Raw genomic sequence first — 26,262 nt, 5'->3', positions numbered from 1 at the left:
ATGGCCACTCGAGATTCGCTTTCGGGATCGAACCCGTCGGTACGCGATCGCCTGCGGTTCGCGCGACAGTCGGTCGGCGAGCGGATGCCGACGCCCGGCGAGGGCGTCGTCGGCTACGTGTTCTTACTGCCGGCGTTTCTCCTCTTCGGCCTCTTCCTCGCGTTCCCGATCGTCTACACGTTCTACCTCTCGTTCTTCAGGTTCGAGGGGGTCGGCGACGAGACGCTGCTGTGGATCGACACCGGCTTCTTCAGCTACCGGCTGACGAGCATCGCGGACCTCAGCTTCGTGGGGCTCCAGAACTACACGCGGATGTTCACCGACACGCTGTTCCACCAGGCGATGTTCAACACGACGTTCATCCTCGTCGTGCAGGTGCCGCTGATGGTGGCGCTCGCTCTGCTCTTCGCCGTCGCGCTCGACGCGTCGTTCGTGAAACTGCGCGGCGTCTTCCGCACGGTGCTCGCGCTTCCAGTCTCGGCGAACCTCGTCGCCTACTCGACGGTGTTCCTCCTGATGATGCAGGACGCCGGGCTGATCAACTACGTGTTGACCTCGCTGGGACTGCCCGCGATCCCCTGGCTGACCAGTTCCTTCTGGTCGCGGATGACCATCGTCGGGGCGGTGACCTGGCGGTGGACGGGCTACAACATGATCATCCTGCTCGCGGGGCTCCAGAACATCCCCCAGCAGCTCTACGAGGCCGCCGAGATCGACGGCGCGAACCGGATCGAGAAGTTCCGGTACGTCACGGTCCCGCAGCTCCGCCCCGTGCTGCTCTTCGTGTTCGTCACCTCGACGATCGGGACGTTCAAGCTGTTCAGCGAGCCCGTCATCATCAACGGCGGCGGCGCGCCGCTGGACTCGACGATCACCATCGTCCAGTACATCTACCAGACGGCGTTCATCGACTTCCGACTCGGGTACGCCAGCGCGCTCACGTACGTCCTCATCGGCATCGTGAGCGTCTTCTCGGCGATCCAGCTCAACGTCGGAGGTGAGAGCGATGCGTGAGGAGACCCGCCGCGAGGCCGTCTGGCAGTTCCTCACCTACGGGTTCATCCTGCTCGGCGCCGTGGTGACGCTCGTCCCCCTCTACTGGATCTTCGTCGCCTCGACGCTGAAGGAGTCGGAGTTCCTCTCCTCGACCGACCCGACGCTGATCCCTGGCGACAGCTTCCTCGGCAACTTCCAGGCGCTGCGGGCCCGCGACAACGTCCAGTTCGTCGGACACGTCGGCGAGATGACGCAGTACATCGAACTCGGTCCCATCTACATTGCCTACGACTTCTGGAACCTCTGGAATATGGGCGCGATCGAGAGCAGCATCTTCGTCGCCGGCGTCTACACTATCCTGTCGCTGCTTCTGTGCTCGATGGCCGGCTTCGCCTTCGCGAAGTACGAGTTCCGGTTCAAGAAACCCATCTTCTACGCCATCCTCGCGACGCTGATCCTGCCGATCCAGCTGCTGGTCATCCCGCTGTTCCTCCTGATGAGCCAGATCGGGCTGACGAACAGCTACTGGGCGATCATCCTCCCGTGGCTGGCGAACCCGCTCGGGATCTTCCTGATGCGACAGAACATGCGGTCGATCCCGGACGCGCTCTTGGAGTCCGCGCGGATGGACGGCGCGACGGAGTTCCAGCTGTACTACAAGATCGCGCTGCCGACGATGAAGTCGTCGCTGGCGGCGCTTTCGATCATCCTCTTTCTCTTCCAGTGGAACCTCTTTTTGTTCCCGCTTGTCATCCTCGATCAGGGCAAGTACACGATCCCCGTCGCGATCAACCAGCTCGTCGGTGCACAGCGCGTCTACTACGACCAGATCATGGTCGCCGCAACGCTCTCGATCATCCCGATCTTCGTGCTGTTCCTGTTCTTGCAGAAGCAGTTCGTCAGCGGGATTCTCGCGGGCTCTGTCAAGGAGTAAACTATGTCAGGAATCACACTCGATACGGTACGAAAGGAGTTCGGAGACGGCGAGGGGACGGTCGTCGCGGTCGAAGACGTCGACCTGGAGATCGAAGACGGCGAGTTCCTCGTTCTGGTCGGCCCCTCCGGCTGCGGGAAGACGACCACGCTGCGCTGCATCGCCGGGTTGGAGGACGTCACGAGCGGCACGATCACGTTCGGCGACCGCGACGTGACGGACCGCCGCGCCCGCGACCGCGACGTGGCGATGGTCTTCCAGAACTACGCGCTCTACCCGCACATGAACGTGCGGAAGAACATCGGCTTCGGCCTGAAGCTCTCGACGCAGCAGACGGCGGCCGAGATCGACCGACAGGTAGAAGATGTCGCCGAGATGCTCGGCATCGAGGACCTGCTTGACCAGAAGCCGAAGGAGCTCTCCGGCGGCCAGCAGCAGCGGGTCGCGCTCGGGCGCGCGATCGTCCGCGACCCCGAGGTGTTCCTGATGGACGAACCGCTCTCGAACCTCGACGCGAAGCTCCGATCGCAGATGCGGACGGAACTGCAGACGCTGCAACACGACCTCGACGTGACTACCGTGTACGTGACGCACGACCAGACGGAGGCGATGGCGATGGGCGACAGGATCGCCGTGATGAACGAGGGCACGCTCCAGCAGGTCGGCAGCGCCGAGGAGGTCTACCGCACGCCGGTCAACGAGTTCGTCGCCGACTTCATCGGCTCGCCGAGTATCAACGTCTTCGACGCGACGGTCGACGGCGCGCGGCTCGACGGCCCCGGCGCGTTCACCTACCACCTCTCGGACGCCTCCCCCGTCGAGGGCCTCGACACCGTGCGCGTCGGGATCCGCCCCGAGGACATCACGCTCGTCGACGACGGGATCGAGATGACGGCGAACGTCCTCGAACCGATGGGCAACGAGAACTTCCTGTACGCCACGCTCGGCGGCCGAGAGGTAACGGCCCGCATCGACCCGACGAAGCGGCCCGGAACCGACGAGACGGTGTCGTTCTCCTTCCCGGAGTCGGCGCTGTACCTCTTCGACCCCGACACGGGCGAGTCGCTGAAGACGAAACGCGAGGGCGACGTTCCGGACCGCGACGACGCCATCCCGAACCGCGAGGGCGCGAAATCCCGATCGGACTCGGGATCGGACGCCGACGGTGACCAGATCGAGGAGGTGGTCGAGTGATGCGGATCGTCGACTACGACCTCTATCAGGTCCCGCCGCGGTGGCTGTTCCTCCGGATCGAGACGAGCGACGGCCGCGTCGGCTGGGGCGAACCCGTCGTCGAGGGCCGCGCCCGGACGGTCGAGACGGCCGTCGAGGAACTGCTCGACACCTACCTCCTCGGCGAGGACCCGACGCCGATCGAGGACCACTGGCAGACGATGTACCGCGGCGGGTTCTACCGCGGCGGGCCGGTCCTGATGTCCGCCATCGCCGGCATCGATCAGGCGCTGTGGGACCTCAAGGGCAAGCAGTTCGGCGCGCCGATCTACGAACTGCTCGGCGGCCGCGCGCGGAACCGCGTGCGCGTGTACCAGTGGGTCGGCGGCGACCGCCCCGAGGGGGTCGCCCAGGCCGCCCAGGAGAAGGTCGACGAGGGGTTCAGCGCCCTGAAGATGAACGCGACGGCCGAACTCCGGCGGATCGACAACCCCGGGGCGATCGACGACGCGCGCGAGCGGATCGCGACGGTCAGAGAGACCGTGGGCCCGGAGGTCGACATCGGCGTCGACTTCCACGGCCGCGTCTCGAAGTCGATGGCCAAACGCCTCGCGAAGGCGCTGGAGCCGTACGACCCGATGTTCATCGAAGAGCCCGTCCTCCCCGAGCACAACGACTGCCTCCCGGAACTGGCGGAACACACCACGACGCCGATCGCGACGGGCGAGCGGATGTACTCCCGGTGGGACTTCAAGGAGATCTTCGAGGACGGCGCGGTCGACGTCATCCAACCGGACCTCTCTCACGCCGGCGGCATCACCGAGGTGAAGAAGATCGTCGGGATGGCGGAGGCCTACGACGTCGCGATGGCTCCCCACTGCCCGCTCGGGCCGATCGCTCTGGCCTCGTGCGTGCAGGTCGACGCCTGCTCGCCGAACGTGCTCATCCAGGAGCAGAGCCTCGACATCCACTACAACGAGGGGAGCGACGTGCTCGACTACCTCGCGGACCCCTCGGTCTTCGAGTACCGCGACGGCTACGTCGAACTGCCGACCGACCCCGGACTGGGAATCGACATCGACGAGCGGCGCGTCCGCGAGGTCACAGACGAGGTCGACTGGCACAACCCCGTCTGGCGGCACGAGGACGGCAGCGTCGCGGAGTGGTGATCGCGGTGGCGGACCGATTCACCGACAGAGTGGCCGTGGTCACCGGCTCGACGCGCGGCATCGGTGCGGGCGTCGCGAAGCGCCTCGCCCGGGAGGGCGCGCGCGTCGTCGTCACCGGCCGGACCCGCGAGGCCGGCGAGGCGACCGTCGCCGACATCGAGGCCGAGGGCGGCGAGGCCGTCTTCGTCCGCGCGGACATGCGAGAACCGGACGACATCGCCGCGCTCTTCGAGGCGACCGTCGAGACCTACGGCGGCCTCGACGTCCTCGTGAACAACGCCGGGGTCGAGACGAACACCGGCGTCGCGGAGGCGACGATGGAGGACTGGGAGTTCGTCGTCGAGACGGACTTCCGGGCCTTCTGGCTCTGCGCGAAGGAGGCCGCCGCGCGGATGGACGAGGGGGCGATCGTCAACACCTCCTCGAATCACGCCTTCCTGACGATGCCGGAGATGTTCCCGTACAACGCGGTCAAATCGGGGATCGACGGAATGACGCGGGCGATGGCGCTGGATCTCGGACCCGACATCCGCGTCAACACCGTCAACCCCGGCTGGGTCGCCATCGAGCGCACGCTCTCGGAGATGAGCGACGAGGAGCGCCGCGAGATCGAGTCGATCCATCCGGTCGGACGACTCGGGGAACCCGCAGACGTCGCCGCGGCGGTCGCCTTCCTCGCGAGCGACGAGGCCGGGTTCGTCACGGGCGCGAACCTCCTCGTCGACGGCGGCCGCTCGGCCGTGATGCAGGACGGGACGCTCCCGGACTACCGGGCGCGGCGAGAGGCTGACCCAGACGCGAGCGACGATCGGGAGGACGGCAGGTGACGCGAGTCGCCACCGACCCGACGGTCGTCGCGTACGACGACGAAACGGGACGGCTCACGGTCGAAGCCGCCACCGCGGGTGACGCGGACGAACCGCTCGCCTCCGGAACCGTCGGCGTTCGACTCGCCGACGCAGCGGGGGCGGAGAGCGCGTCTGCCGCTCTCGACGTCGACGTGTCGCTCTCGGCTGTCGACGCCGGACTCGACGACAGCGACCACGGCGCCGTCGACGTCACCGTCGCGGTCGAGAACCGCTCGACGGAGCCGATTCGACTCCAGGCGATAGACGTCCTCGACGGGGCGACGCCGTTCGGACCGACAGACCGGGCGTTCGTCCACGGCTATCAGTCGTGGACGCCGACCGCGACGCTGCGCCTCGACGAGTCCTTCCCCGAGGAGAAGCCGGCTGACCGGCCCCAGATGGTCGACCTCGCCGCGCCGCGCGACGCGACGACGAGTCACGCCGTCACGGCGCTCTCGGGCGACCCCGGCCGGCTCGCGCTCGGCTTCCTGGAGCACGACGCCTACCTGACGCGGTTCGACCTGCGGGCCGATTCGGAACGAAACGGGACGTCGCTCACCGCGGTCTGCCCGCTCGACGGCGTCGAACTCGCCCCGGGCGACCGCCGCGAGAGCGCGACGCTCCGAATCGACGCCGGCCGGCCGGTCTCGGACGCCTTGACCGACCTCGCCGACGCGGTCGGCGACCGGATGGACGCGCGCGTCCCCGAGTCGGTGCCGACCGGGTGGTGCTCGTGGTACCACTACTTCACGGACGTCACCGCCGACGACGTGCGCGAGAACGCGGCCGACCTCGACGACTGGGGCGTCGATGTCGACCTCGTGCAGATCGACGACGGCTACGAGACGGCGTTCGGCGACTGGCGCACGCTCGCGGCGGGCTTCGATTCGATGGCCGAACTGCGCGCCGACGTCGAGGCCGCGGGCTACGACCCCGGCCTCTGGCTCGCGCCGTTCTACGTCCAGGCCGACTCCCGCCTCGCCGACGAGCACCCGGAGTGGCTCGTCACCGAGGGCGGCGACCCGGTCGACGCCGGCGCGCGCCACGGGCCGATGTACGCCCTGGACGTCACGCATCCCGAGGTCGCCGCCTGGCTCGCCGAGACGTTCGAGACCGTCGTCGGGGAGTGGGGCTTCGAGTACCTCAAACTCGACTTCCTCTACGCCGCGGCGCTGCCCGGCGACCGCCACGCCGACGTGACGCGGGCGGAGGCGTATCGGCGGGGGCTCGAAACCGTCCGGGACGCCGTCGGCGACGCGTTCGTCCTCGGCTGCGGCGCGCCGGGCTTCCCGAGCGTCGGCCTCGTCGACGCGATGCGCGTCGGGCCCGACACCGCGCCGTACTGGCGGCGCCAGGGCGACAGCGCCAGCCAGCCGGCACACGAGAACGCCGTCCGAAACGTCCTCAACCGCCAGTTCTGCCACCGCCGGCTCTGGGTGAACGACCCGGACTGCCAACTCGTCCGGTGGACGACCGAACTCACCGCCGCCGAGCGGGAGTCGTTCGCGGCGCTGGTCGCGCTCACGGGCGGCTCGAACTTCCTGAGCGACGCCGTGAGCGAGATCGACGAGGCTGGCCGACGGCTGTTCGAACGGACGCTTCCGCCGGTCGAAGACGGTCGCGTCGACGACTTCGGAGCCCGAGAGCTCCCCGAACGGGTCGTCTGCGAGCGCGACGCCGACGGCGCGGTCGCCGTCGCGGCGTTCAACTGGTCGGACGAGTCGCGTCGCGTTCGGGTGGATCCCGCGGAATACGTCGATATCGACGCCGGCGGCGACGGGTTGGCGTGGGAGGCCTTCGCGCCGGCTGACGACGCTCGGCGGCTCCACGCCGGGCCAGTCGAACGGGAGATAGACCCCCACGGCTGCCTGCTCGTCCACTGCGCACCGTCGACCTCGGACCCGCGACCGGTGCTCGTCGGTGCCGAGCACTTGGCCAACGCGGCCGCGCAGGTGACTGCGGTCGACTGGACCGACGGAACGCTCTCGGTGTCTGTGGACGCCGACGAGCCGACGACGCTGTTCGCCTCGGCCCCCGGTACGTGGCGGACCGACGAGACCTGCGGCGATGCCGCCCTCGTCGAACTGACCGCCGCGCCGGGCCCCAACGAGTTCGAATTTCCACGCTGAGCTATGACTGACGACATCGACACCGACGACGGAACGAATCGCGCGCCCGCTACAGCCGCGGCGACCCCGCGGATCGGCGTCTGTTACTTCCCCGAACACTGGCCCCGCGAGCGCTGGGAGACCGACGTCCGGCAGATGGCCGAGGCGGGCATCGACGTGGTCCGGATGGCCGAGTTCTCGTGGGGACGGCTCGAACCCGAACGCGGCGAGTTCGACTTCGAGTGGCTCGACACCGCCGTCTCGCTGCTCTCCGACGCGGGCATCGACGTCGTCCTGTGTACCCCGACGGCGACGCCGCCGAAGTGGCTGGTCGACGAACGTCCCGAGATCCTCCAGGTGGAGCCCGACGGGACGACCCGCGCGTTCGGGAGCCGCCGCCACTACTGCTTCAACTCCGACGTCTACCGGGAGGAGTCCGCGCGGATCGCGCGGGAGATGGCGGAGCGCTACGCCGACGTCGACGCGGTCGTCGGCTGGCAGACCGACAACGAGTACGGCTGCCACGAGACCGTCCGCTGCTACTGCGAGGACTGCGCGGCGGCGTTCCGCGAGTGGTGCCGCGAGCGGTACGGGGACGTCGACGCTCTCAACGAGACGTGGGGGACGGCGTTCTGGAGCCAGCGGTACGGCTCCTTCGACGAAATCGACCCGCCGCGCCACACCGCGGCGGAACACCACCCCTCGCGCCTGCTGGATTACGCCCGGTTCGCCAACGGGAGCGTCGTCGACTACAACCAGCTGCAGGCCGAGATCATCCGCGAGGCGAACGACGAGTGGTTCGTGACGCACAACTTCATGGGCCACTTCGACACGCTGGACGCCTTCAGCGTCGGCGACGCGCTCGACTTCGCCACCTGGGACTCCTACCCCACGGGCTTCGCGCAGGATCGGAACACGGAGGCGGTCACCGACGACCGACTCCGCGCCGGCGACCCCGACCAGGTGAGCCTCAACCACGACCTCTACCGCGGCCCGAACGGCTTCTGGGTGATGGAGCAACAGCCCGGCGACGTCAACTGGCCGCCGCGCTGTCCGCAGCCCGGCGAGGGCGCGATGCGGCTGTGGGCCCACCAGGCCGTCGCCCACGGCGCGAACGTCGTCTCCTACTTCCGGTGGCGCCGCTGTCGGCAGGGCCAGGAACAGTACCACGCGGGCCTGCGGAAGCACGACGGCTCGCCCGACCGCGGGTATCAGGACGCCGAACGCGCGGCCGCCGAGTTCGAGGCACTCGGCGAACTCGACGGCGTCGACGCGCCCGTCGCGCTGTGTTTCTCGTACGACGACCTCTGGGCGCTCTCCGCACAGCCCCACGCCCCGGAGTTCGATTACTGGGGCCTCGTGGGCGCGTTCTACCGCGCGCTCCGCGCCCGGGGTCTCCAGGTCGACGTCGTCGACGTCTCGCCCGGCGCTGACGTCGACCTCGACGGCTACGACGCCGTCGTCGCGCCGACGGTCCACCTCGCCGACGGGTCGATCGCGGGCCAGTTCGAGGCGTACGTCGCCGACGGCGGTCACCTGCTCGTCGGCCCGCGAACCGGGTACAAACTCCCCGGGAATCGCCTCCAGTCGGACCTCGCGCCCGGCCCGTTCGCCGACCTCGTCGGCGGGCGCGTCGATCAACACGAGAGCCTCCCCGACTCGATCGAGACGCGACTCTCGTACCGCGGCGACGAGTACGACTTCCGGACGTGGGCCGAGTGGCTCGCTCCCGACGGGGGGACGGCGGTCGGCGAGTACACCGCCGGCGTCGCGGCCGAGCGTCCCGCGATCCTCGACAACGCCTTCGGCGATGGCTCCGTGACCTACTGCGGCGTCTGGCCCGAGGCCGACCTCGCCGACGCGCTCGTCGTCGACCTCCTCGACCGGGCGGGCGTCTCCCACGCCGAGCGGTTCCCCGAGACCGTCCGCGTCACCGCGCGCGACGGGTACGTGTGGCTCCTCAACTTCGGTTCCGACCCCGTCGACGTCGACGTCGGATCCGACGCGACATGGCACGTCGGCGATCCGTCGATCCCCGGCTTCGACGTCGGCGTCGTCGATGCCGAACTGGCGGACGTCTCGCTCCGATAGCCACTCCCTTCCCTTCCCTTCCCTTCGTTCGTTTAGACGCCGTCCGCCCGAAATCGGACCCTCTCTCGGACGACTTCGGACGATCTCGACCGTTTTCACTCGTTGGGAACCGACCGCTTCGCTTATAGCCGTGCGAACCTGACACAATACACCCAGAATGCAACGACGGACCTTCCTCCAGGGCGCCGCGGGCGCGGGCCTCGCCGGCACCGCGGGCTGTCTCGGCCTCTCTGACTCGAACCCCGACGTGGTCCTCCCGGAACCGGACCGCGAGTACACGAGCGAGGAACTCCCCTACCCCGCGTGGGGCCAGCGGATTCCCGACGTGACGCTGCCGGACCCGATCGGTGACGCCGAGGTCGCGACCCGCTCGGTCGACACGCCGTCGCTTTACACGTTCTTCTACAGCCACTGCAACACGGTCTGTCCGGTCTTGATCCAGTCGATGCGGAACGTGCAGACGCACTCGATCCGGGAGGAGTACGCCGACGAGGTGACCTTCCTCCCGGTGACGTTCGACCCGGAGCGCGACGACGCCGAGCGCCTCGAAACCTACGCCGGAGAGATGAACGTCGCCCTCGACGCCGGCAACTGGCGCTTCCTGCGTCCGTCGTCCGTCGAGCGCGCGAAGGCGACCGTCGAGGAGGAGTTCGGCGTCACGTTCGAGCGCACGCACCCCGACGATATGGATATGTACATGTTCGCCCACTCGGCGATGACCTACCTCGTGAACGCCGACGGCTACGTCGAGCGGGCCTACCGGACCGACTCGCCGGACCCGGAACGGCTGATCGACGACCTCGAAACCGTCCGGAACGGGTAGCCCTTCCGCCGTATCCATCCAATGAACCGACGACAACTCCTGACGGCGATCGGCGGCCTCGGACTCACCGGCGGGAGCGTCCTCGCCGTCCGCGGCGGCCTCCCCTCCCCGACGGGTGAGGATTCCTCGGGGCTTCCGCTCACCTTCGAGACGATCGACGCGCCGGGGTCCGAGGCGGGCGAGATCACGGTTCCCCAGGAGGGAACGCCGACGTTCATCGACCTCTTCGCGACGTGGTGTGCGCCCTGCAAGGAACAGATGAACGTGCTCTCGACCGTCCACGAGGAGTACGGCGATCGGGTGGCGTTCGTCTCGATCACGAACGAGCGGCTGGGCGGGACGCTCACCGAACGGGACGTCCGCGCCTGGTGGCGCCGCCACCACGGCGCGTGGACCGTCGGCGTCGACCCCGACAGCGACTTGATGGCAGCACTTGGTGCCGGCGGCATCCCGTATCACGCCGTCGCGGACGCCTCGGGGACGATCCGCTGGCAGAAGGCCGGCCTCACGCTCGCCGACACGATCCGGACCGAACTGGATCGGGTGCTCGAAGAGCCGTGAGTTCCGCGGCCTTCCTCGGCGCCGTCGCCTTCGCCGCCAGCGCGGGACTCACCACATTCTTCGCCCCCTGTGCGTTCCCGCTGCTTCCCGGCTACGTCGGGTTCTACCTCCAGCAGGACGACCGCCCCCCGGCGGTGGTCTCCGGACTCACGGCGGCGACGGGCGCGGTGGTCGCACTCGGCGGAATCGCCGCGCTCGTGTTCGCGGTCGGCCGGCGCCTCACGTCGGTCCTCCCGCTCTTCGAACCCGTCATCGGCGGCCTCCTCGTCGTCTTCGGACTGCTCGTCCTCACCGGTCGCGCGTCGCCGACGATCCCGCTCCCGAAACGCCCCGAGTCGCTTCTCGGCTTCGGCGTCTTCGGCGCCGTCTACGCGCTCGCGGCGGCGGGCTGTGTCGTGCCGCTGTTTCTGGGCGTCGTCGCGCAGGCGTCGTCGCTCGCTCCGACGCGGGGGCTCGTCGTCCTCGGGACCTACGCCGCGACGGTCGCCGTTCCGCTGCTCGGCGTGACCCTCCTCTCGGACGCCGGTGTGGACGCCTGGCGCTCGTTCGGCGGGTACTCCGGACGGTTGAAGCAGGCCGCCGGCGCGTTGCTCGTCGTCGCCGGACTGGGACAGATCTACCTCTCCGTCGTCGTCCTCGACGTGCTGTGACACTGATTACTCTCGTCTCTTCCCACCGAACGCCGGCAACGGGGGTGGCGCTCGGCGGTACAAAGTGAGAGTGATCAGTGTGAGACGGATCCGGAACCGCCTCCCGAATCGAAATGGATTCCCAGCGGGGATACCTAGTCGGGACGATGACAGGCTCCGCAGACTCTCCCTCGCTCCCCCCGGAGACGCGACTCGGTCGCACCGCGCTCTCCGTCCACGACCTCGACGCGGTGACCGAGTTCTACCGGACAGTCGTCGGCCTCGCGGTTCTCGCACGGGACGACGGAACCGCGACGCTCGGCGTCGACGGCACGCCGCTTCTCGTCCTGCGCCGTGACGCGGACGCCCCGCCCCGCGGTCGCGATCAGGCGGGGCTGTTCCACAACGCGTTCCGCCTCCCCTCGCGCGCGGCGCTGGGGGCGGCGCTCGAACGGATCAGCGACGGCTGGACGCTCGACGGCGCGTCGGACCACGACGTGAGCGAGGCGCTCTACCTCTCGGACCCGGAGGGGAACGGCGTCGAGATCTACCGCGACCGGCCGCGAGCGGAGTGGCCGCGGACGGCAGACGGCGGCGTCGAAATGGCGACTCGCCCGCTCGATCTCGACGACATCGCCGCCGAGTCGAACGGCGGATCGACCGCGCCCGAGGGGACCACGCTCGGGCACGTCCACCTGGAGGTCACGTCGGTGCCGACCGCCCGCGACTTCTACGTCGAGACGCTCGGATTCGAAGTGCGGATGGACGCCGGGGCGGCGCTTTTCGTCGCCGCCGGCGGGTACCACCACCACCTCGGACTCAACGCCTGGAACGGGCGGTCCTCCCCCGCGGGCGGTCGCGGCCTGGCGTGGTTCGAGGTGCTGGTCCCCGACGACGCCGCGGTGCGTGCGGTTCGCGAGCGCCTCGCCGGCGCCGACGTCGCTGTCGCCGAGCGCGACGGTGGCATCGAGTTCGAGGCTCCCGACGGAGTCACGGTCCGACTCCGCGCCGAGTGACGTACGCTCGGGTCCGTATCGCGGCCACGTCACTCCAGTTGATTCGCCACCGTCTCCTCGAACAGCGCCGAGAAGAGCTTCTTTTCGGCCGCCCGGAGGTGCTGTGTGAACGTCGTCTGCGAGATGTCCATCATCGACGCGACCTCCTCGCCGCTGTGCTCGCGGGGCCAGTCGAAGAACCCGGCGAAGTACGCCGTGCGCGCCGCTTCGCGCTGCCGGTCTGTCAACATACCTGATAGCTGCTTCCTGAACCCGGCTTCGGTCTGGACGTCTCGCTCGCACTCGCGCTGTGCGACGAGCGTCAGGTCGTCGTAGGTCGCCCGGAGCGCGTCGACGACGGTTCGGATGTCGTTCGAACTGGCGACGTGTGCGACCAACCGTCCGCTCGTCCCGGACACCGACAGCGACTCGACACCCGCCCCGTACTGTGCCAGCGTCGCGACGATCGACTGTCCGTCGACCGACAGCCGGAACAGTGCACGGTCCCCGTGCGTGTAGAGGTGTCGTGCCGCGTCGATGTGATCGGCCTCGGCGGCGTACTCGGTGACGGCGTCCGGCTCGCCGTCCCCGACGGTCACGTACTGAACGTGGTCGCTGTCGCCGGTTGCCCCCACGTGTTCGACGGTGACCGTACAGTCGAGGCGTGCCGCCATATTCGCGACCGGCTCGTCGATGCCCGCCAACTGGAACTCCAGTTCGGTCACGCTGTCGGAAGCGAGCGTTCGCTTGCTCTCGACGGCGCTGATCGCGTCGGCGACGGTGCGACCGAGTTCGGCGAAGATCCCGCATTCGACCTGATCGAAGGCGTTCGGGTTGTCGGTCACGACGACGAGAACGCCGTACTCCGCGCCGCGGTACGCGAGCGGAACCACGACGCTCCGTTCCCCGTCTGGGGTCTCCGACACGTCCTCGCCGCTGTCGGTGAAGACGGGACCGTCCCCCTCCAGCGCCCGCTCGACCGGCGTGCGGTCGCCGGCACACAACGCCTCGACGTGGCCGTCGACCGAGTCGACGTCGGTTCCGGCCCACGAGCGCGGGCTCACCGTGGCGTCGACGAGCCCCCGGCTGCCGATCCACGCCGCGTCGAAGAGGTCCGAGGAGGCGAACTGTTCGCACACCGCCGACTCGATCTCCTCGCGCGTCGACGCGGCGACGAGCTCGCGGTTGATGTCGCGGAGAACCTCGTTCGTGTTGTTCAGTAGCGTCAGACGCTCGTTCTGCCCCTCGATTCGCATCTCGCGCTCCTTTCGCTCGGTGACGTCGCGTTCGATCGCGACGTAGCGCTCGACGTCCCCGTTCTCGGTGATCGGTGCGATCGTCGCATCGATCCAGCAGAGCTCGCCCGACTTCCGTCGGTTCGTCAGCTCTCCCTCCCAGACGGCTCCCGACTCGATCTGTTCCCACAGCTCGGCGTAGAACGCCTCGTCGTGCTTTCCGGACTGCCAGAGGCGCGGGTTCTCGCCGAGCACCTCCTCCGGCTCGTATCCCGTGACCGACTCGACGGCCGGGTTCGCGTACTCGATGGTCCCGTCAGGATCGGTGAGGAAGATCGCGTGCCCGGCGTGCTCGATGGCCTTCCGAAAGCTCCGGAGCCGCTCGTTCACCGTCTGCAGCCGTGTCTTGACGGCGTCTTCTTCGTCGACGTACTCCGAGAGGTAATACACCGTCAGCAGGGTGAGCCCGCTCACGACGAGCCCGGGAAGCTCTTCGAGTCCGGTGTTCGCCGTCCGCACCGTGAGCAGTTGCCGAAGAGTCATAAACGACAGAAGCAGCGTCAGAAAGCCGAACCGTCGGTCGCGGGTACGGGCGAGCAGCAGGACCGAGTAACCCACGCCGAGCAGCCGCAGTGCGATCGAGAGGGCGATGATCCAGTTCATGCGATCCGTGTCCGTCCCCGACGGGCGGGTCTCTCCCGCCCGTCGACCGTCCGTCCGTGCCGACACGACTCGTTCATACACGGAGGTGACCGTTCCCCGCTGATAATGTCCGCGGTCGCACTCGCGCGCCGCGACGCGCCCCGAACCGCGCCCGGTCCGCCCCGATCCAAACAGTATTGGTATGACCCTTTCTACGGGTGTCTGCGTACGTTTACGTGTATGAACGCAACGAGTGATCCGCCGACGCGGACGCGGCCGTTCGTCGGCGAGACGACCGACTACGGGTGGTGGCGATGAGTACCACAGACGACGGAGACGCGCTCCCCGGAATCCCGAACGTCGGCAAGGCCGACCTCGACGCGATGGTGGAAGAGGAGCGTCCCGATCCGAGAGACGAACTCGCGGACGTCGAGGCGGACACCGACCTCGGAATCGCGATGGCCGAGGACGCACAGCGCGTCGCGCGCGGTGAACTCACCGGCGACGAGTACTGGGAGAAGTACGACGAGGCCGCCGCCGACGAGTTCGGTGCGGCGTATCGGGAGACGCCGAACCCGGCGGTCGACGCCGGCGACCAGACCGTCTCGACGGAGACGGCCGAGTCGCTGAGCTGTACCGTCGGGTCGATGGACGCGGTGTCGACGGAGGCGGCACAGGTCGAGGGCGACGGCTCCGAGGGCGGCATCGGCGCGGGCGACGAGAAGTGGGGGATGGTGATCGACCTCCAGAAGTGCGTCGGCTGTGACTCCTGTACGGTCGCGTGCAAGTCCGAGAACCGGACCCCGCCGGGCGTCTCCTACAACGTCGTGATGGAGGAGGAACACGGCGAGTTCCCGAACGTCACGCGGACGAACGTCCCGCGTCCGTGTATGCAGTGTGACAACCCGCCCTGCGTGCAGGTGTGTCCGGTCTCGGCGACGTACAAGATGGACGACGGCGTGGTCAACATCGACTACGACCGGTGTATCGGCTGTCGGTACTGCAACATCGCCTGTCCGTACGGCGCGCGATACTTCGACTTCGGCGGGGACTACGACGACGAGGTCGACGGGGCCGGCGAGGTGACGAGCCCCGAGTACGGCGTCGACCGGGGGCCGCGCGAGGACGGGGAGTCGCCGATCGGCAACATCCGCAAGTGCAGTTTCTGTACGCACCGTCTGGAGCGCGGCGAGGAGCCGGCCTGCGTCGAGACCTGCATCGGCGACGCCCGGAACATGGGCGACCTCGACGATCCCGACAGCGACGTGGCGAAGATGGCCGACTCGTCGCGGGCGTTCCAACTGAAAGAGGACGAGGGGACCGACCCCAACGTCTACTACCTCAAATAGGACGATGGCAACACAGAGTTCACACTTCGAGTTCGCTCCGGGGTTCGAAGACGGCAGGCTGCGGATCGTCTGGTACGCCTTCGTCGCCGTGCTCGTCGCCGGCGGCGCGTACGCGACGTACCTGCGACTCACGCGGGGGATGGCGAGCACGAACCTCACGAGCGTCGTCCCGTGGGGCGCGTGGGTCGCCTTCTACATCTACTTCGTCGGCCTCTCGGCCGGCGCGTTCCTCGTGAGCACGCTGGCGAACGTCTTCGACGTCGGGGCGATGCACCGGATCGACCGCGACGCGCTGTTCGCGGCCATCGTCAGTATGGCGGTGGCGCTGCTCTTCGTCTGGATCGACCTCGGACGGATGGAGCGGATGTACTACCCGTTCGTCTGGCGGCAGCTCACCTCGGCGCTCTCGTGGGAGGTCCACGCCTACGTGGCGTACATCGGGATCCTCGTCGCGGAGCTGTACTTCTCGATGCGGATCGACCTCGCCCGGCTCGCGACCCGTCTCGACGGGACGCGCGCGACCCTGTACCGGCTGCTCGCGCTCGGTCGCGTCGACACGAGCGACGCGTCGGCAGCCTTCGACGAGCGGTGGCTCAAGCGCGTCGGGATCGTCGGGATCCCGCTCGCCATCTTCATGGTCCACGGCGGGACCGGCGTGCTGTTCGCGGTCTCGAAGGCCCGTCCGTACTGGAACAGCGGTCTCTTCCCGGTGATATTCATCGTGTCGGCGCTCCTGAGCGGAACGGCGCTGGTGATGATGATCTACGTCCTCCGGACGCGGCTGTTCGACGGCGACGCCGTCGATCGGGACCTGCTGGATCAACTCGCCCAGCTGTTGCTGGGATTCATCCTCGTCGACGCCGCCCTCACGGCCATCGAGGCGCTGATCGCGTTCACGAGCTTCCACCCGCACGCGGTCGAGACGTGGCTCGTCGTCCTCTTCGGCGAGATGTCGTGGTCGTTCTGGTGGTTCATAGTGGGTGCCAGCTGGGTGTTCCCGCTGGTGCTCCTCAGCAAGCGCTCGTGGCGACGCACGCCGTCGGTGATGGTGCTGGCCGGGCTGAGCACCGTCGTCGGCGTCGTCGCGGTCCGGTTCAACATCGTGATTCCCGCACAGATCACCCCCGTGCTGGAGGGGCTTCCGCACGGGTCGTACTTCCCCACGCCCGTCGAGTGGGGAACGAGCATCGGCATCATCGGCGTCGGCTTCCTGCTCTATACGGTCGGTGCGGAGCTGCTACCGCTGACGCCGCTTTCAGGAGGTGACCACGAATGAGCACGAACGACACCGACGACCGCGCCGGGGTTTCGCGGCGCGACTTCGTCAAGGCGGCCGGGAGCATCGGACTCGTCGCGGCGGCCAGCAACGCCGCCGTCGAGATGGACGTCGACGACCTGTGGACCGACGACGAACGCCACTACGTCGGGACCGACTACGGGGAGTACGGGGCCAGCGACGTGATCCACACCACCTGCGGGCAGTGCAACACCTTCTGTCCGATCAAGGTGCGGCTCGCCGAGGGGAGCGGCACCGGTGAGTACAGTTCGCTCGTCCGAAAGCTCGCGGGGAACCCCTACTCGTTCCTCAACACGCAGCCGTTCTCGCAGGTCCCCTACGAGAGCGACCCCGAGGACGTGGCGATGGGAGACGTCGAGGGGAGCGGCGACGTCGACGGCGACCGCTGGTCGCTCTCCGGGGGCCGGATCTGTCTGAAAGGTCAGGCGGGCATCCAGACGGCCTTCGACAGCTACCGGGTCCGCAAGCCGATGAAACGGGTCGGCCCGCGCGGCTCCGGCGAGTGGAAGACCGTCTCGTGGGACCGAGTGATTCGAGATATCGTCGAGGGCGACGACGAACTCGGCCACCCCGGGCTGAAAGACATCTGGGGGTACGCCTCCCAGGAGGCGGTGATGAGCGACTGGGAGGCCGTTCAGAACGGCGAGATGTCGAAGGCTGACTTCGACGAGAAGTACGCCGACGACCTCGTCGACACCGACCACCCCGACCTGGGACCGAAGGCCAACCAGATCGTCGACGTCGGCGGGTTCCGCCGCAACTTCATCCGGAACCGGCTCTGGCACCAGGGGCTGGGATCGATAAACAGCGTCCACCACGCGGGGACCTGCGGCGTCTCGAGCGTGATGGGCAACGTCCGCTCTCACGACGCCCCGAAGAAGCGGCAGTACCCCGACATCGAGAACTGCGAGTACCTCCTCGTGTGGGGGACCAACCCGATGGTCGCCAACAAGGGACCGACGTGGCTCGCGCCGAAGCTGACGAACGCCATCGAAGACGGGATGCGGATGGACGTCGTCGACCCGCGCCTGTCGAAGACCGCCGAGAAGGCCGACACGTGGGTGCCCGTCGAACCCGGCGCCGACGGGGCGCTCGCGCTCGGAATGGCGCGGTGGATCATCGAGCACGACCGCCACGACCTGACGTACCTCCAGAACCCCTCGCGGTCGGCCGCGAGCGACGACGACGAGCCGACGTGGAGCGACGCCACGCACCTCGTCCTCGTCGACGAGCCGTCCGGGTCGAAGGCGCGCGCCGGCGACCTCGGGCTCGTCTCGGAGGACGCCGACACCGCCGACGACTTCGTCGCCGTCGACGCCACGACGGGCGAGCCGCGCCCCGCGAGCGAGGTCGACACGGCCGTCCTCGACGTCGACGTGACCGTCGACGGGAGGGCGGTTCGAAGCGTCTGGAGCCAGTACCGCGAGCGCGTCTTCGAGCACACCGTCGAGGAGTACGCAGAGATGGCCGGCGTCTCGGCCGAACGGATCGCAGAACTCGCCGACGAGTTCACGAGCCACGGCAAGCGCGCGGCGATCATGGCCTACCGCGGCCCGGCGAAGCACACGAACGGCTTCTACAACACGCGGGCGATCGCCACCCTCCAGCACCTCATCGGCAACTACGACTGGAAGGGCGGGCAGATCACGCCCCACGCGGGCTACAGCACGATGTCGGGCCGGTACGAACTCGGTTCGGTGCCCGACAGCCACTCGCCGTGGGGGATTCCGCTGCTGCGCGGCGGGGTCAACTACGAGGACACCTCGCTGTTCGATCGCGACGACGGGTACCCGGCGAAACGGCCGTGGTTCCCCGTCGCGCCGCCGCAGGCCACCCAGGAACTCTACGGCAGCGCCGCAGAGGAGTACCCCTACGGCGTCGAGGCGCTCTTCATTCGGCCCTACTCGAACAACCACGTGATGGCGGTCGCCGGCGGCGACGAGATCCCGGCGATCCTCGAAGACACCGACGCGATCCCGCTGATCGTCGCCTCGGACACCGTCATCGGAGACACGAGCCAGTACGCCGACTACATCCTGCCCGAGCCGACCTACCTCGAACGCTGGGAGAACTTCGGCACCTACCCGAACAAGCGGCTGGCCGACGAGAAGATCAGCCAGCCGGCGGTCTCGGTCGTCCCCGACGCGCGTCCGTTCGAGGACGTGCTGATCGAGCTGTGGTCGGAGCTCGATCTCCCCGGCGTCGGCGAGGACGCGATCCCGGACGCCGAGGGGAACCTGTGGCCGCTCGAACGGGCCGAGGACTTCTACCTGAAACTCGCGGCCAACATCGCCTACGACCGCGACCCGGTCGCGGACGCCAGCGAGGACGAACTGCGGGTGTTCCGCGAGAGCCACGAGAACGGCCTCGGCGAGCAGTTCGACCTCGACCGCTGGCGGGCGGCCGTCACCGACGAGGAGTGGCCGAAGGTCGTCACGGTGCTGAACCGGGGCGGTCGCTTCGAGGAGCCGACCGACGACTACGACGAGGCGTTCGCCGAGCACGGCCACGACTACGACTACGCCGAGCGCGCGGACGACTCGAACGCCTACGACGGCGACCATATGCGATACAAACTCGAATCGCGCGTCGACTTCTACAGCGAGGTCGTCCCGAAGGGGAAACACTCCTACACCGGCGAGCGGTTCGATCCGCTCCCGCGGGTCGACGACGTCGAGCACTACGACGGCACCGTGCAGGCCGCGGTGGACGGTGACGACGAGCCGGAGCGCCCGTTGCGGCTGATCAACTGGAAGCCGCGGACGCAGGGGATGCACCGCACCCAGAACAGCCCGTGGCTCCGCGAGACCCGCCCCGAGAACCCCGTGTGGATCAACCCGCGGGACGCCGAGGAACGCGGTATCGAGAACGGCGACGACATCGTCGTCGACGCCGGCCGCGAGACCGTCGACGCCGTCGCGATGGTCACCGGCGGGATCCGTCCCGGCGTCGTCGGCGCGATGTGGGGCTGGGGGCGGACCGGCGACGGCGCGACGGCCGAGACGATCGACGGCGAGACGCGCCCGGCCGTCGAGGCCGACGGCCACAGCTCCTACCAGTTCGACGAGCCGATGGCCGAGGAGGCCAGCTACGCGAAGGGTCGGGACGCCGGCTTCGCCATCAACCACGTCCAGCCGCTGGACGAGGAACTCGGCGACACCGGCCTCTCGGATCTCGTCGGCGGGAGCAACGCGCAGTACGACGCCTTCGTCGACGTGGAGCGGCGGTGATCCGGATGGCGGAGAACACCGCCGCCGGCGCCGACGAGGGTGCCGGTGGATCACCGGTAGCCGGTGACCCGGAGCCACCGGACGGCTCGGACGACCCGGCGATGGCGACGGCGCGTGCCCGCCTGTACGGGCTGTTGGCCGCGACCTTCGACGGCGAGGCGGAGACGACCGCGGCCGCGCTCGAACGGGGGACGTTCGCGGCCGTCGCCGACGCGTTCCCGGTCGACATCGAGACGACCGGTCTGTGCGGCGACAGCCACGACGCCGACTCGCTGGCCATCGGGTACGACAACCTGTTCGTCGTGCCGGGGAGCCACTACGTCCCCCCGTTCGCGTCCGCCCACGCGACCGAGCCGAGCGAGGAGTTCGAGTCCGACTCGCGGTACCACACCGCCGGCGAGGCCGGCGAACTCCTCGGCGATCCGGCGGCCGAGATGGCGCGGTTGTACGCCGCCGCCGGGTTTTCGCCCGAGCGCGGGGACGACATCCCCGATCACGTGGCCGCGTGCTTCGAGTTCGTGCGCGCGCTGTGTGAACGGGAGGCGTCGCTCCTCGAGGAGGGCGGAAGCGAGGCGAAACTCGACGCGGTCCGCGAACTCCAGGCCCGGACGCTCTCGCGGCTGGGCTGGATCGACCGGTTCGAAGAGGCCGTCGCGAGCCGCGACACGGTCGAAGGCGTCTTCGCCGCGATCGCCCGTCTCGCGCGGACGTTCACCGCGTGGGACGCGGGGGAAGTCGTGGGAACCGATCCGCAGGCGTCCGAAACGACACCGTCGTGACCTCTCAGACGATGACCTCACCAGACATCTCCGACTCCGACCTCCGTGATCGCCTCCGGACCGTCGAGGACCCGGCGCTCGGCACCGATATCGTCAGCGCCGGACTGCTCGCCGACGTCGCCGTCGAAGACGGGACGGCCTCTATCGAGCTTGCGCTCGGTGCGCCGCACGCGCCCGACGAGTCCGACATCGCCGACCGCGTCCGCGCGGTCGCCGAGGATGCGGGACTCGAAGCCGAACTCTCGGCCACCGTTCCCCTGTTCGACGCCGCCGAATCGTCGGTCCTGCCCGGCGTTCGAAACGTGATCGCCGTCGCGAGCGGCAAGGGCGGCGTCGGAAAGAGCACCGTCGCCGTCAACCTCGCGGCCGGGTTGGCCGACCGCGGCGCGGACGTGGGACTGTTCGACGCCGACGTGTACGGACCGAACGTCCCCCGGATGCTCGGCGCCGACGAGGACCCCGACGTGACGACCGTCGACGGCGAGGATCGGATCGAACCGCCGACCGCCCACGGGATCGAACTGATGAGCGTCGGGCTGCTGATCGACGAGGACGATCCGGTCGTCTGGCGCGGGCCGGTCGCACAGAACACGCTCACCGACCTCTTTACCGACGTCTCGTGGGGGTCGCTGGACTACCTCGTCGTTGACCTCCCGCCGGGCACCGGCGACGTTCAGCTGACCGTGCTCCAGCACCTCCCCGTCACCGGCACGGTCGTCGTCACGACGCCGCAGTCCGTCGCCGTCGACGACACCCGTCGCGGCGTCCAGATGTTCGGCGAGTACCGGACCAACGTGCTGGGCGTCGTCGAGAACATGAGCGGATTCGTCTGCCCCAGCTGCGGAGACCGCCACGAGGTCTTCGGCGAAGACGGCGGCCGGTCGCTCGCCGACGCGGTCGACGTCCCCTACCTCGGATCGCTCCCGCTGGATCCGGCCGTCCGTCAGGGAGCCGACGACGGCAGGCCGATCGTTCGTCGGGACGCGGGCGAGGCCGCGGCGGCGTTTCGGGACCTGGCGGCCACGGTCGCGAACAAGGTCGGCGTCTTGCGACGCCACCACCGGCAGCAGACTGCTGAGGCCGGCGACTGACCGTCCCGCTTCGGTCGCGCGACTCCCCGCCGCCGTCGAAAGCGCCGCCTCGTAGGTCGTGAAACGCGGTCGGTGCGGTTCGGCCGTCCGTTCGGATTTCTCCATCCCACGCGACGGCGAACGGCCGCGATACTCATCTATCGACTCTACGTCAGGTACGATAAAATATATGAAAAATACTATTTAAAGTCACTAAATAAACTTCGAGATCAGAGCTTACAGGTTTCCGCAGCACTCGCGTCCGGTAGCGGGATCCGATCGAGAACGTGTCCCTCAGATGTCGTGGAAAAACGGCGTAAATCGCTGAATAACGTCCGAAGATCTTTTTGTATGAGGTGACATTCCCTGCGGACGTCAAGGCATTCCGCCCCGGTTGCCGCCGGCAACGCGAGTGCGGTTGACGACTAACTATCTTATTCCTTTACTGTATAGTAAATTGGTATGAATGCCTCTCCGAACGTGCAGATCGCTGTCCGACGTCTCATCTCGTCCCGGCGGCACGTTCCGAACCCACGTCGTCGGAAGAGCCGGGCCCCACGCTCGCGACTCGTACGCCCGGAATCGACCCCTAAACCGGATCGCCCAGGAGGTCGAGGACGGCTTCCGAGAGGACCGAGACGCCGATGGGCAGGCAGTCCTCGTCGACGTCGAACGTCGGCGTGTGGTGTCCGCTGGGGTTCCCGCCGCCGATTCCGACGTAGGACGCCGTCCCGCCGTTGTCCTTGACGGCTCGCATGAGGTAGGTGGCGTCCTCGCTCGCACCGATGCTCCTGCGTCGGTGGACCGTGGAAACGCCGTCGGTGTCTCCCGCGATCCCGGCGACGAGGTCGACCAGCTCTTCGTCGCTGTCCTCGCGGATCGACTCGCCGATGAGCGATATCTCGGCCTCACAGCCGTGCGCTTCCGCCGCCGAGTCGACGTGTCGGCGGACCGAGTCGCGCATGTACTCCATCAGTTCGTTCGACTCCCCTCGCACTTCCACCGTCGCGGTCGCCTCGTCGGCGATCACGTTGGCGGCGTTCTCGGAGTCGAGTTCGCCGACGTTGACCCGGGTGGCACCGTCTCTGTGACGCGGAATGCCGTAGACGTTGCTCGTCGCCGTCACGAGCGCTTGCACCGCGTTGCGGCCCTCGTTGGGCGCCAACCCCGCGTGAGCGGATTCGCCCCTGACGGTGACGTCGAACCGCGCGAAGGCGAGCGCCTCGTCGAGGCCCGCGACCACGGTCCCCGTCGGGTAGTCGAGTCCGACGTGCGCCCCGATCAAGTGATCCACGTCGTCGACGTGCGGGCCGGCGGCCATCGGCTTCCCGCCCCCGAGGAGTTCCTCCGACGGCTGGAAAAACACCTTGAACGTGCCACTGAAATCGCTCGCGACGACCGTCCGGAGCGTCCCCAGTCCGAACGTGATGTGGGAGTCGTGGCCGCAGGCGTGCATGAACCCCTCGTTCTCCGAGCGGAAGCCCTCCGCGGCCGGCCTGTGCCCCTCGTCGGACGACTCGGTGATCGGGAGGGCGTCGATGTCGACGCGGAGCCCGACGGTCGGCCCCTCGCCGCGGTCGACGACGGCGACGACGCCGGTCCGTCCCCCTTCGAGTTGCTCGAGGACGTCCGTCCGATCCGTCCGGGACGCCGCTCGATCGAACCACTCTCCTAACTCCCGTTCGTCCGGGACTCCCAGTCGCTCGTCGGTATCGAGGGCGTCGCCCCCGAGGTGGATCTCGTCGACGCCGATGCGTTCGAGCTCCTCGACGATCCGGGCCGTCGTCCAGAACTCGCGCCAGCCCGGCTCCGGGAACCGGTGGAATTCGCGCCGGAGGTCGATCAGTTCCTGTTTCGTCGGCAGGTGTGGGTTCGTCGTCATTGGTGAGTCGTGATTTCGCCGGTGTTCGTGTTCGTATCGTCGGTGTTCGTGCTCGTACTGTCGGTGATCGTGTTCGTATCGTCGGCGTCCGTATTCATACTATCGACGTCACTCGTTCGCTTCGTCGGGCGGTGAGATCATATCGTGCTGCCACATCCAGCGGGCGATGAGCGTCGTGCCGAAGACGGAGACGATTATCACCGCGTACAGGGGGTAACTCGGGAGGAAGGCCAGGTAGCCGAGTTCCAACAGCAGCGTCATAGCCAACGCGATGGAGAATCCGATTCCGGCGACTCTCGGGTAGTCCCGCCCGAACTGCGCGAAGATGGCGCCGAAGACCGCCGGGACCAGATACGATTCGAGCGCGTTTCGCCACAGTTCGGGGAGCGCCTGGAAGGCAGAGACGAGCGCGACCGACCCGATTCCCAGGACTGCGGTGTTGACGAAGATCGAGGCGGCGATCGCGACTGTCGAGATGATGCTCGCCTGCGGCGTCCCCGTCTCGACGTCCGAGGCCTCCTGGGCTGCGGCGGCACAGGGCAACCGAAGGTTGGAGATGTTGCCCGACAGGAACGCCATGTACGTCCCGGGAATGCCCAGGACCGGATAATACGACAGCGGTTCGATGAACCAGGCCCAGCCGAACGTGATCGCGACCGAGGCGACCGCCCCGACGATGGCCGCTCTGGGGGGCAGGATGCCGAAGACGGCCAACAGCGCGACCGCCGGTCCCAGCGAGAGCAGGACCGCGAGGACGTTGGTCCGCCGGCCCCACTTGTTGACGTAGGGGACGAAGCTCTCGTTGTACACGTCCTGTTCGCCCGCGCCAGTCGCGTTCTCCTCTTTGTATTGACTCTCAGACATCTTACCACCAACTCCCCACGGTCACCCGCAGCGCGACACCGGCCAGGAGGCCGACCAACATCGCCGCACCGAGCGCCCACTCCCGGAGCCACTGCACGTCCCGGCTGTCGGCGAGGTGCAGCAGTCCGAGCATCGCGAGTCCGCCGACTGCGACCGAACCGGTCTCCGGCGTCCCGGCGGTGATCTCCCCGCTCAGAAAGTACGCGAAGGCCCCGAGCATCGCCGCGGCGCTGATGATCGGGATGAGCGTCTCGTTGCCGTTGCTGATCTTCGTTCTGACCGTCTCCATGTGTCGCGTGCCGAACGCCGAGACGAGCAGCCAGCCGGTCCCACCGAGGGTCATCGCCCAGACCGCCGTCGCGTACGCCGTTTCGGTGATTCCCTCGTCACCCAGGCTGTATCCGAACTGGCTGACGCCCAGTTCCGCGGCCGGTAGCTCGAAGGCCACCGACCCGATCACCGTCAGACGCATCCAGGCCACCGGACCGCCGACCGTGGCGATCAACGCCAACATCCCCGCCAACACCGCGATCGACGGGCCGATGGCCGAGATGATCCCGGTCTTGAACCCCGTCTTCAGTTTCTGCTCTGAGAGTCCCATCTCCTTTCCGTCGTTCCACGCGCGCCGGAGGAAGATCGTCGCTTGCAGCAGTACGACCAGGACGACCGGGACCGTCGAGAGCCACAGCCACCGGCTATTGGCGATGTCCATGTAGGCTGGCACTAGCGGTACCAGCTCGGGCCACATCATAACAATTTTTCCTCTCTCAATTTCGCATATATAACCATCGATCCCAGCTAATGGCCTCTCGAACCGCTAACACGTTGGACGAACGAACGGGGAGGAGACGTCGTTCGCGAGCGCGACGCGTCGATCGGAGCGTTGAAAAGTGCCAGTGTCGATGGAGGATACCGGTGCAAGGTCATCGTGAGTAGCCTACTGGGAGACCCCTTCGCCGTGATGAACACGATCGGACTGGTCGCGTTCGCGCTCGTCGGATCGGCGAAGGCGATACGCGAACAGTTCGACCTGTTCGGGGTCGCCGTCGTCGGTCTCGCGACCGCGTTCGTCGGTGGAACGACCCGCGACATCCTCGTCAATCGGGTTCCGCTGGCGTTGAGCTCGCTCGGAGAGATCAGCCTCGGACTGCTCGGCGTGCTTCTCGCGGTCGGGTTGAACGTCGTCATCGATTCGCCCGAGGAGCACCCGGTCACGATGCTCGCCGACGCCGTCGGACTCGGTGCCTTCGCGACGGCCGGCGCGATCGTGGCGACGGAGACGGGGGTTCCGAGCTTCGGCGTGATCGCGATCGCGACCATCAACGCGGCCGGCGGGGGGGCGTTCGCCGACCTCCTGTTGGACCGCTCGCCGTTCATTCTCGTGACGGACTTCTACGCCAGCTGTGCGGTACTGGGCGGTGGCACGTACTGGGTCGTCACGACCGTCCTCGCCACGGACGGTGTCGCCGCTGCGCTGTGTGCCGCCGTCACTGTCGTGACCCGGCTGATCGCGGTCAATCGCGGGTGGAAGCTGCCCACCGCCCAGTCGATCAGCGTACTGCTTCTCGGTCCCGACGACGAGTAGGT

21 protein-coding genes are annotated in these 26,262 nt (G+C 68.0%); 17 read left to right on the top strand and 4 right to left on the bottom strand.

The window, feature by feature from the left end; all coding sequences use genetic code 11:
- The 11 genes from DV707_RS14915 (at position 1) to DV707_RS14865 (ending at position 12,348) form a co-directional block, all read left to right on the top strand.
- Positions 1–1,014 carry a carbohydrate ABC transporter permease gene (locus DV707_RS14915; protein ID WP_103992526.1) on the top strand — a complete coding sequence of 338 codons (1,014 nt, stop codon included), beginning with the start codon at positions 1–3 and terminating at the stop codon, positions 1,012–1,014.
- Positions 1,007–1,930, top strand: coding sequence for a carbohydrate ABC transporter permease (locus DV707_RS14910; protein WP_103992525.1), 924 nt, complete (start codon positions 1,007–1,009; stop codon positions 1,928–1,930). Before DV707_RS14915 ends, DV707_RS14910 begins: the two co-directional genes overlap by 8 nt.
- A gap of 3 nt (positions 1,931–1,933) precedes the next feature.
- Complete coding sequence (locus DV707_RS14905; protein ID WP_103992524.1) at positions 1,934–3,124, top strand: ABC transporter ATP-binding protein; 1,191 nt, start codon at positions 1,934–1,936, stop codon at positions 3,122–3,124.
- The gene (gene dgoD, locus DV707_RS14900) at positions 3,124–4,272 is read left to right on the top strand and encodes a galactonate dehydratase (RefSeq protein WP_103992523.1); all 1,149 of its coding nucleotides are present in this window, start codon (positions 3,124–3,126) and stop codon (positions 4,270–4,272) included. The genes DV707_RS14905 and dgoD overlap by 1 nt, the downstream gene beginning before the upstream one ends.
- Positions 4,272–5,099: an SDR family NAD(P)-dependent oxidoreductase gene (locus tag DV707_RS14895; RefSeq protein ID WP_200820931.1), complete on the top strand. Its 828-nt coding sequence runs from the start codon at positions 4,272–4,274 to the stop codon at positions 5,097–5,099. Before dgoD ends, DV707_RS14895 begins: the two co-directional genes overlap by 1 nt.
- Positions 5,096–7,249, top strand: a complete 2,154-nt coding sequence (locus DV707_RS14890) for a glycoside hydrolase family 36 protein (RefSeq protein ID WP_103992521.1) — start codon at positions 5,096–5,098, stop codon at positions 7,247–7,249. The genes DV707_RS14895 and DV707_RS14890 overlap by 4 nt, the downstream gene beginning before the upstream one ends.
- A gap of 3 nt (positions 7,250–7,252) precedes the next feature.
- Entirely contained in the window at positions 7,253–9,319 is a 2,067-nt protein-coding gene (locus DV707_RS14885; RefSeq protein ID WP_103992520.1) for a beta-galactosidase, read from the top strand.
- A 157-nt stretch (positions 9,320–9,476) separates the two neighbouring features.
- Positions 9,477–10,142, top strand: coding sequence for an SCO family protein (locus DV707_RS14880; protein WP_103992519.1), 666 nt, complete (start codon positions 9,477–9,479; stop codon positions 10,140–10,142).
- Between the two features lie 21 nt (positions 10,143–10,163).
- Complete coding sequence (locus DV707_RS14875) at positions 10,164–10,703, top strand: TlpA family protein disulfide reductase (protein WP_103992518.1); 540 nt, start codon at positions 10,164–10,166, stop codon at positions 10,701–10,703.
- Entirely contained in the window at positions 10,700–11,353 is a 654-nt protein-coding gene (locus tag DV707_RS14870) for a cytochrome c biogenesis CcdA family protein (RefSeq protein ID WP_103992517.1), read from the top strand. The genes DV707_RS14875 and DV707_RS14870 overlap by 4 nt, the downstream gene beginning before the upstream one ends.
- 146 nt (positions 11,354–11,499) lie before the next feature.
- Positions 11,500–12,348: a VOC family protein gene (locus DV707_RS14865; protein ID WP_103992516.1), complete on the top strand. Its 849-nt coding sequence runs from the start codon at positions 11,500–11,502 to the stop codon at positions 12,346–12,348.
- 29 nt (positions 12,349–12,377) lie between these two features.
- Here DV707_RS14865 and DV707_RS14860 read toward each other — a convergent pair whose 3' ends face one another.
- Positions 12,378–14,225 carry a bacterio-opsin activator domain-containing protein gene (locus DV707_RS14860; RefSeq protein WP_103992555.1) on the bottom strand — a complete coding sequence of 616 codons (1,848 nt, stop codon included), beginning with the start codon at positions 14,223–14,225 and terminating at the stop codon, positions 12,378–12,380.
- A gap of 293 nt (positions 14,226–14,518) precedes the next feature.
- On the opposite strand from DV707_RS14860, the gene DV707_RS14855 reads away from it, so the two are divergent.
- The 5 genes from DV707_RS14855 (at position 14,519) to DV707_RS14835 (ending at position 21,950) form a co-directional block, all read left to right on the top strand.
- On the top strand, positions 14,519–15,553 hold the full coding sequence (locus tag DV707_RS14855; RefSeq protein ID WP_200820925.1) for a 4Fe-4S dicluster domain-containing protein: 1,035 nt from the start codon (positions 14,519–14,521) through the stop codon (positions 15,551–15,553).
- A gap of 4 nt (positions 15,554–15,557) precedes the next feature.
- Positions 15,558–16,829 carry an NrfD/PsrC family molybdoenzyme membrane anchor subunit gene (nrfD, locus tag DV707_RS14850; RefSeq protein WP_103992514.1) on the top strand — a complete coding sequence of 424 codons (1,272 nt, stop codon included), beginning with the start codon at positions 15,558–15,560 and terminating at the stop codon, positions 16,827–16,829.
- Positions 16,826–20,080 (top strand): molybdopterin-dependent oxidoreductase, encoded by a 3,255-nt coding sequence (locus DV707_RS14845; protein ID WP_103992513.1) that lies wholly within the window; start codon positions 16,826–16,828, stop codon positions 20,078–20,080. The genes nrfD and DV707_RS14845 overlap by 4 nt, the downstream gene beginning before the upstream one ends.
- A gap of 101 nt (positions 20,081–20,181) precedes the next feature.
- The gene (locus tag DV707_RS14840; RefSeq protein WP_103992554.1) at positions 20,182–20,859 is read left to right on the top strand and encodes a TorD/DmsD family molecular chaperone; all 678 of its coding nucleotides are present in this window, start codon (positions 20,182–20,184) and stop codon (positions 20,857–20,859) included.
- An 11-nt stretch (positions 20,860–20,870) separates the two neighbouring features.
- On the top strand, positions 20,871–21,950 hold the full coding sequence (locus tag DV707_RS14835) for an Mrp/NBP35 family ATP-binding protein (protein WP_200820924.1): 1,080 nt from the start codon (positions 20,871–20,873) through the stop codon (positions 21,948–21,950).
- Positions 21,951–22,518: 568 nt separating this feature from the next.
- On the opposite strand, the gene DV707_RS14830 is transcribed toward DV707_RS14835, so the two are convergent.
- The 3 genes from DV707_RS14830 to DV707_RS14820 all read right to left on the bottom strand — a co-directional run bounded on the left by DV707_RS14830 (position 22,519) and on the right by DV707_RS14820 (position 25,399).
- Positions 22,519–23,811, bottom strand: a complete 1,293-nt coding sequence (locus DV707_RS14830; RefSeq protein ID WP_103992512.1) for an amidohydrolase — start codon at positions 23,809–23,811, stop codon at positions 22,519–22,521.
- A gap of 108 nt (positions 23,812–23,919) precedes the next feature.
- Complete coding sequence (locus tag DV707_RS14825; RefSeq protein ID WP_103992511.1) at positions 23,920–24,675, bottom strand: hypothetical protein; 756 nt, start codon at positions 24,673–24,675, stop codon at positions 23,920–23,922.
- A gap of 1 nt (position 24,676) precedes the next feature.
- Positions 24,677–25,399, bottom strand: coding sequence for a DUF5058 family protein (locus DV707_RS14820; RefSeq protein WP_235010816.1), 723 nt, complete (start codon positions 25,397–25,399; stop codon positions 24,677–24,679).
- A gap of 237 nt (positions 25,400–25,636) precedes the next feature.
- On the opposite strand from DV707_RS14820, the gene DV707_RS14815 reads away from it, so the two are divergent.
- Positions 25,637–26,260 (top strand): trimeric intracellular cation channel family protein, encoded by a 624-nt coding sequence (locus DV707_RS14815; protein ID WP_103992509.1) that lies wholly within the window; start codon positions 25,637–25,639, stop codon positions 26,258–26,260.
- The last annotated feature ends 2 nt before the right edge of the window (positions 26,261–26,262 follow it).

It is taken from the genome of Halobellus limi (assembly GCF_004799685.1).
In the GTDB taxonomy this organism is placed as follows: Archaea; Halobacteriota; Halobacteria; order Halobacteriales; family Haloferacaceae; genus Haloquadratum; species Haloquadratum limi.
This window is presented reverse-complemented; position numbering and strand designations above follow the sequence as displayed.

Coding starts and splice junctions, on each gene's coding strand:
- DV707_RS14915 (WP_103992526.1), top strand. CDS start 1: ATGGCCACTCGAGATTCGCTTTCGGGATCGAACCCGTCGGTACGCGAT.
- DV707_RS14910 (WP_103992525.1), top strand. CDS start 1,007: ATGCGTGAGGAGACCCGCCGCGAGGCCGTCTGGCAGTTCCTCACCTAC.
- DV707_RS14905 (WP_103992524.1), top strand. CDS start 1,934: ATGTCAGGAATCACACTCGATACGGTACGAAAGGAGTTCGGAGACGGC.
- dgoD (WP_103992523.1), top strand. CDS start 3,124: ATGCGGATCGTCGACTACGACCTCTATCAGGTCCCGCCGCGGTGGCTG.
- DV707_RS14885 (WP_103992520.1), top strand. CDS start 7,253: ATGACTGACGACATCGACACCGACGACGGAACGAATCGCGCGCCCGCT.
- DV707_RS14880 (WP_103992519.1), top strand. CDS start 9,477: ATGCAACGACGGACCTTCCTCCAGGGCGCCGCGGGCGCGGGCCTCGCC.
- DV707_RS14875 (WP_103992518.1), top strand. CDS start 10,164: ATGAACCGACGACAACTCCTGACGGCGATCGGCGGCCTCGGACTCACC.
- DV707_RS14865 (WP_103992516.1), top strand. CDS start 11,500: ATGACAGGCTCCGCAGACTCTCCCTCGCTCCCCCCGGAGACGCGACTC.
- DV707_RS14860 (WP_103992555.1), bottom strand. CDS start 14,225: ATGAACTGGATCATCGCCCTCTCGATCGCACTGCGGCTGCTCGGCGTG.
- DV707_RS14855 (WP_200820925.1), top strand. CDS start 14,519: ATGAGTACCACAGACGACGGAGACGCGCTCCCCGGAATCCCGAACGTC.
- nrfD (WP_103992514.1), top strand. CDS start 15,558: ATGGCAACACAGAGTTCACACTTCGAGTTCGCTCCGGGGTTCGAAGAC.
- DV707_RS14845 (WP_103992513.1), top strand. CDS start 16,826: ATGAGCACGAACGACACCGACGACCGCGCCGGGGTTTCGCGGCGCGAC.
- DV707_RS14840 (WP_103992554.1), top strand. CDS start 20,182: ATGGCGACGGCGCGTGCCCGCCTGTACGGGCTGTTGGCCGCGACCTTC.
- DV707_RS14835 (WP_200820924.1), top strand. CDS start 20,871: ATGACCTCACCAGACATCTCCGACTCCGACCTCCGTGATCGCCTCCGG.
- DV707_RS14830 (WP_103992512.1), bottom strand. CDS start 23,811: ATGACGACGAACCCACACCTGCCGACGAAACAGGAACTGATCGACCTC.
- DV707_RS14825 (WP_103992511.1), bottom strand. CDS start 24,675: ATGTCTGAGAGTCAATACAAAGAGGAGAACGCGACTGGCGCGGGCGAA.
- DV707_RS14815 (WP_103992509.1), top strand. CDS start 25,637: ATGAACACGATCGGACTGGTCGCGTTCGCGCTCGTCGGATCGGCGAAG.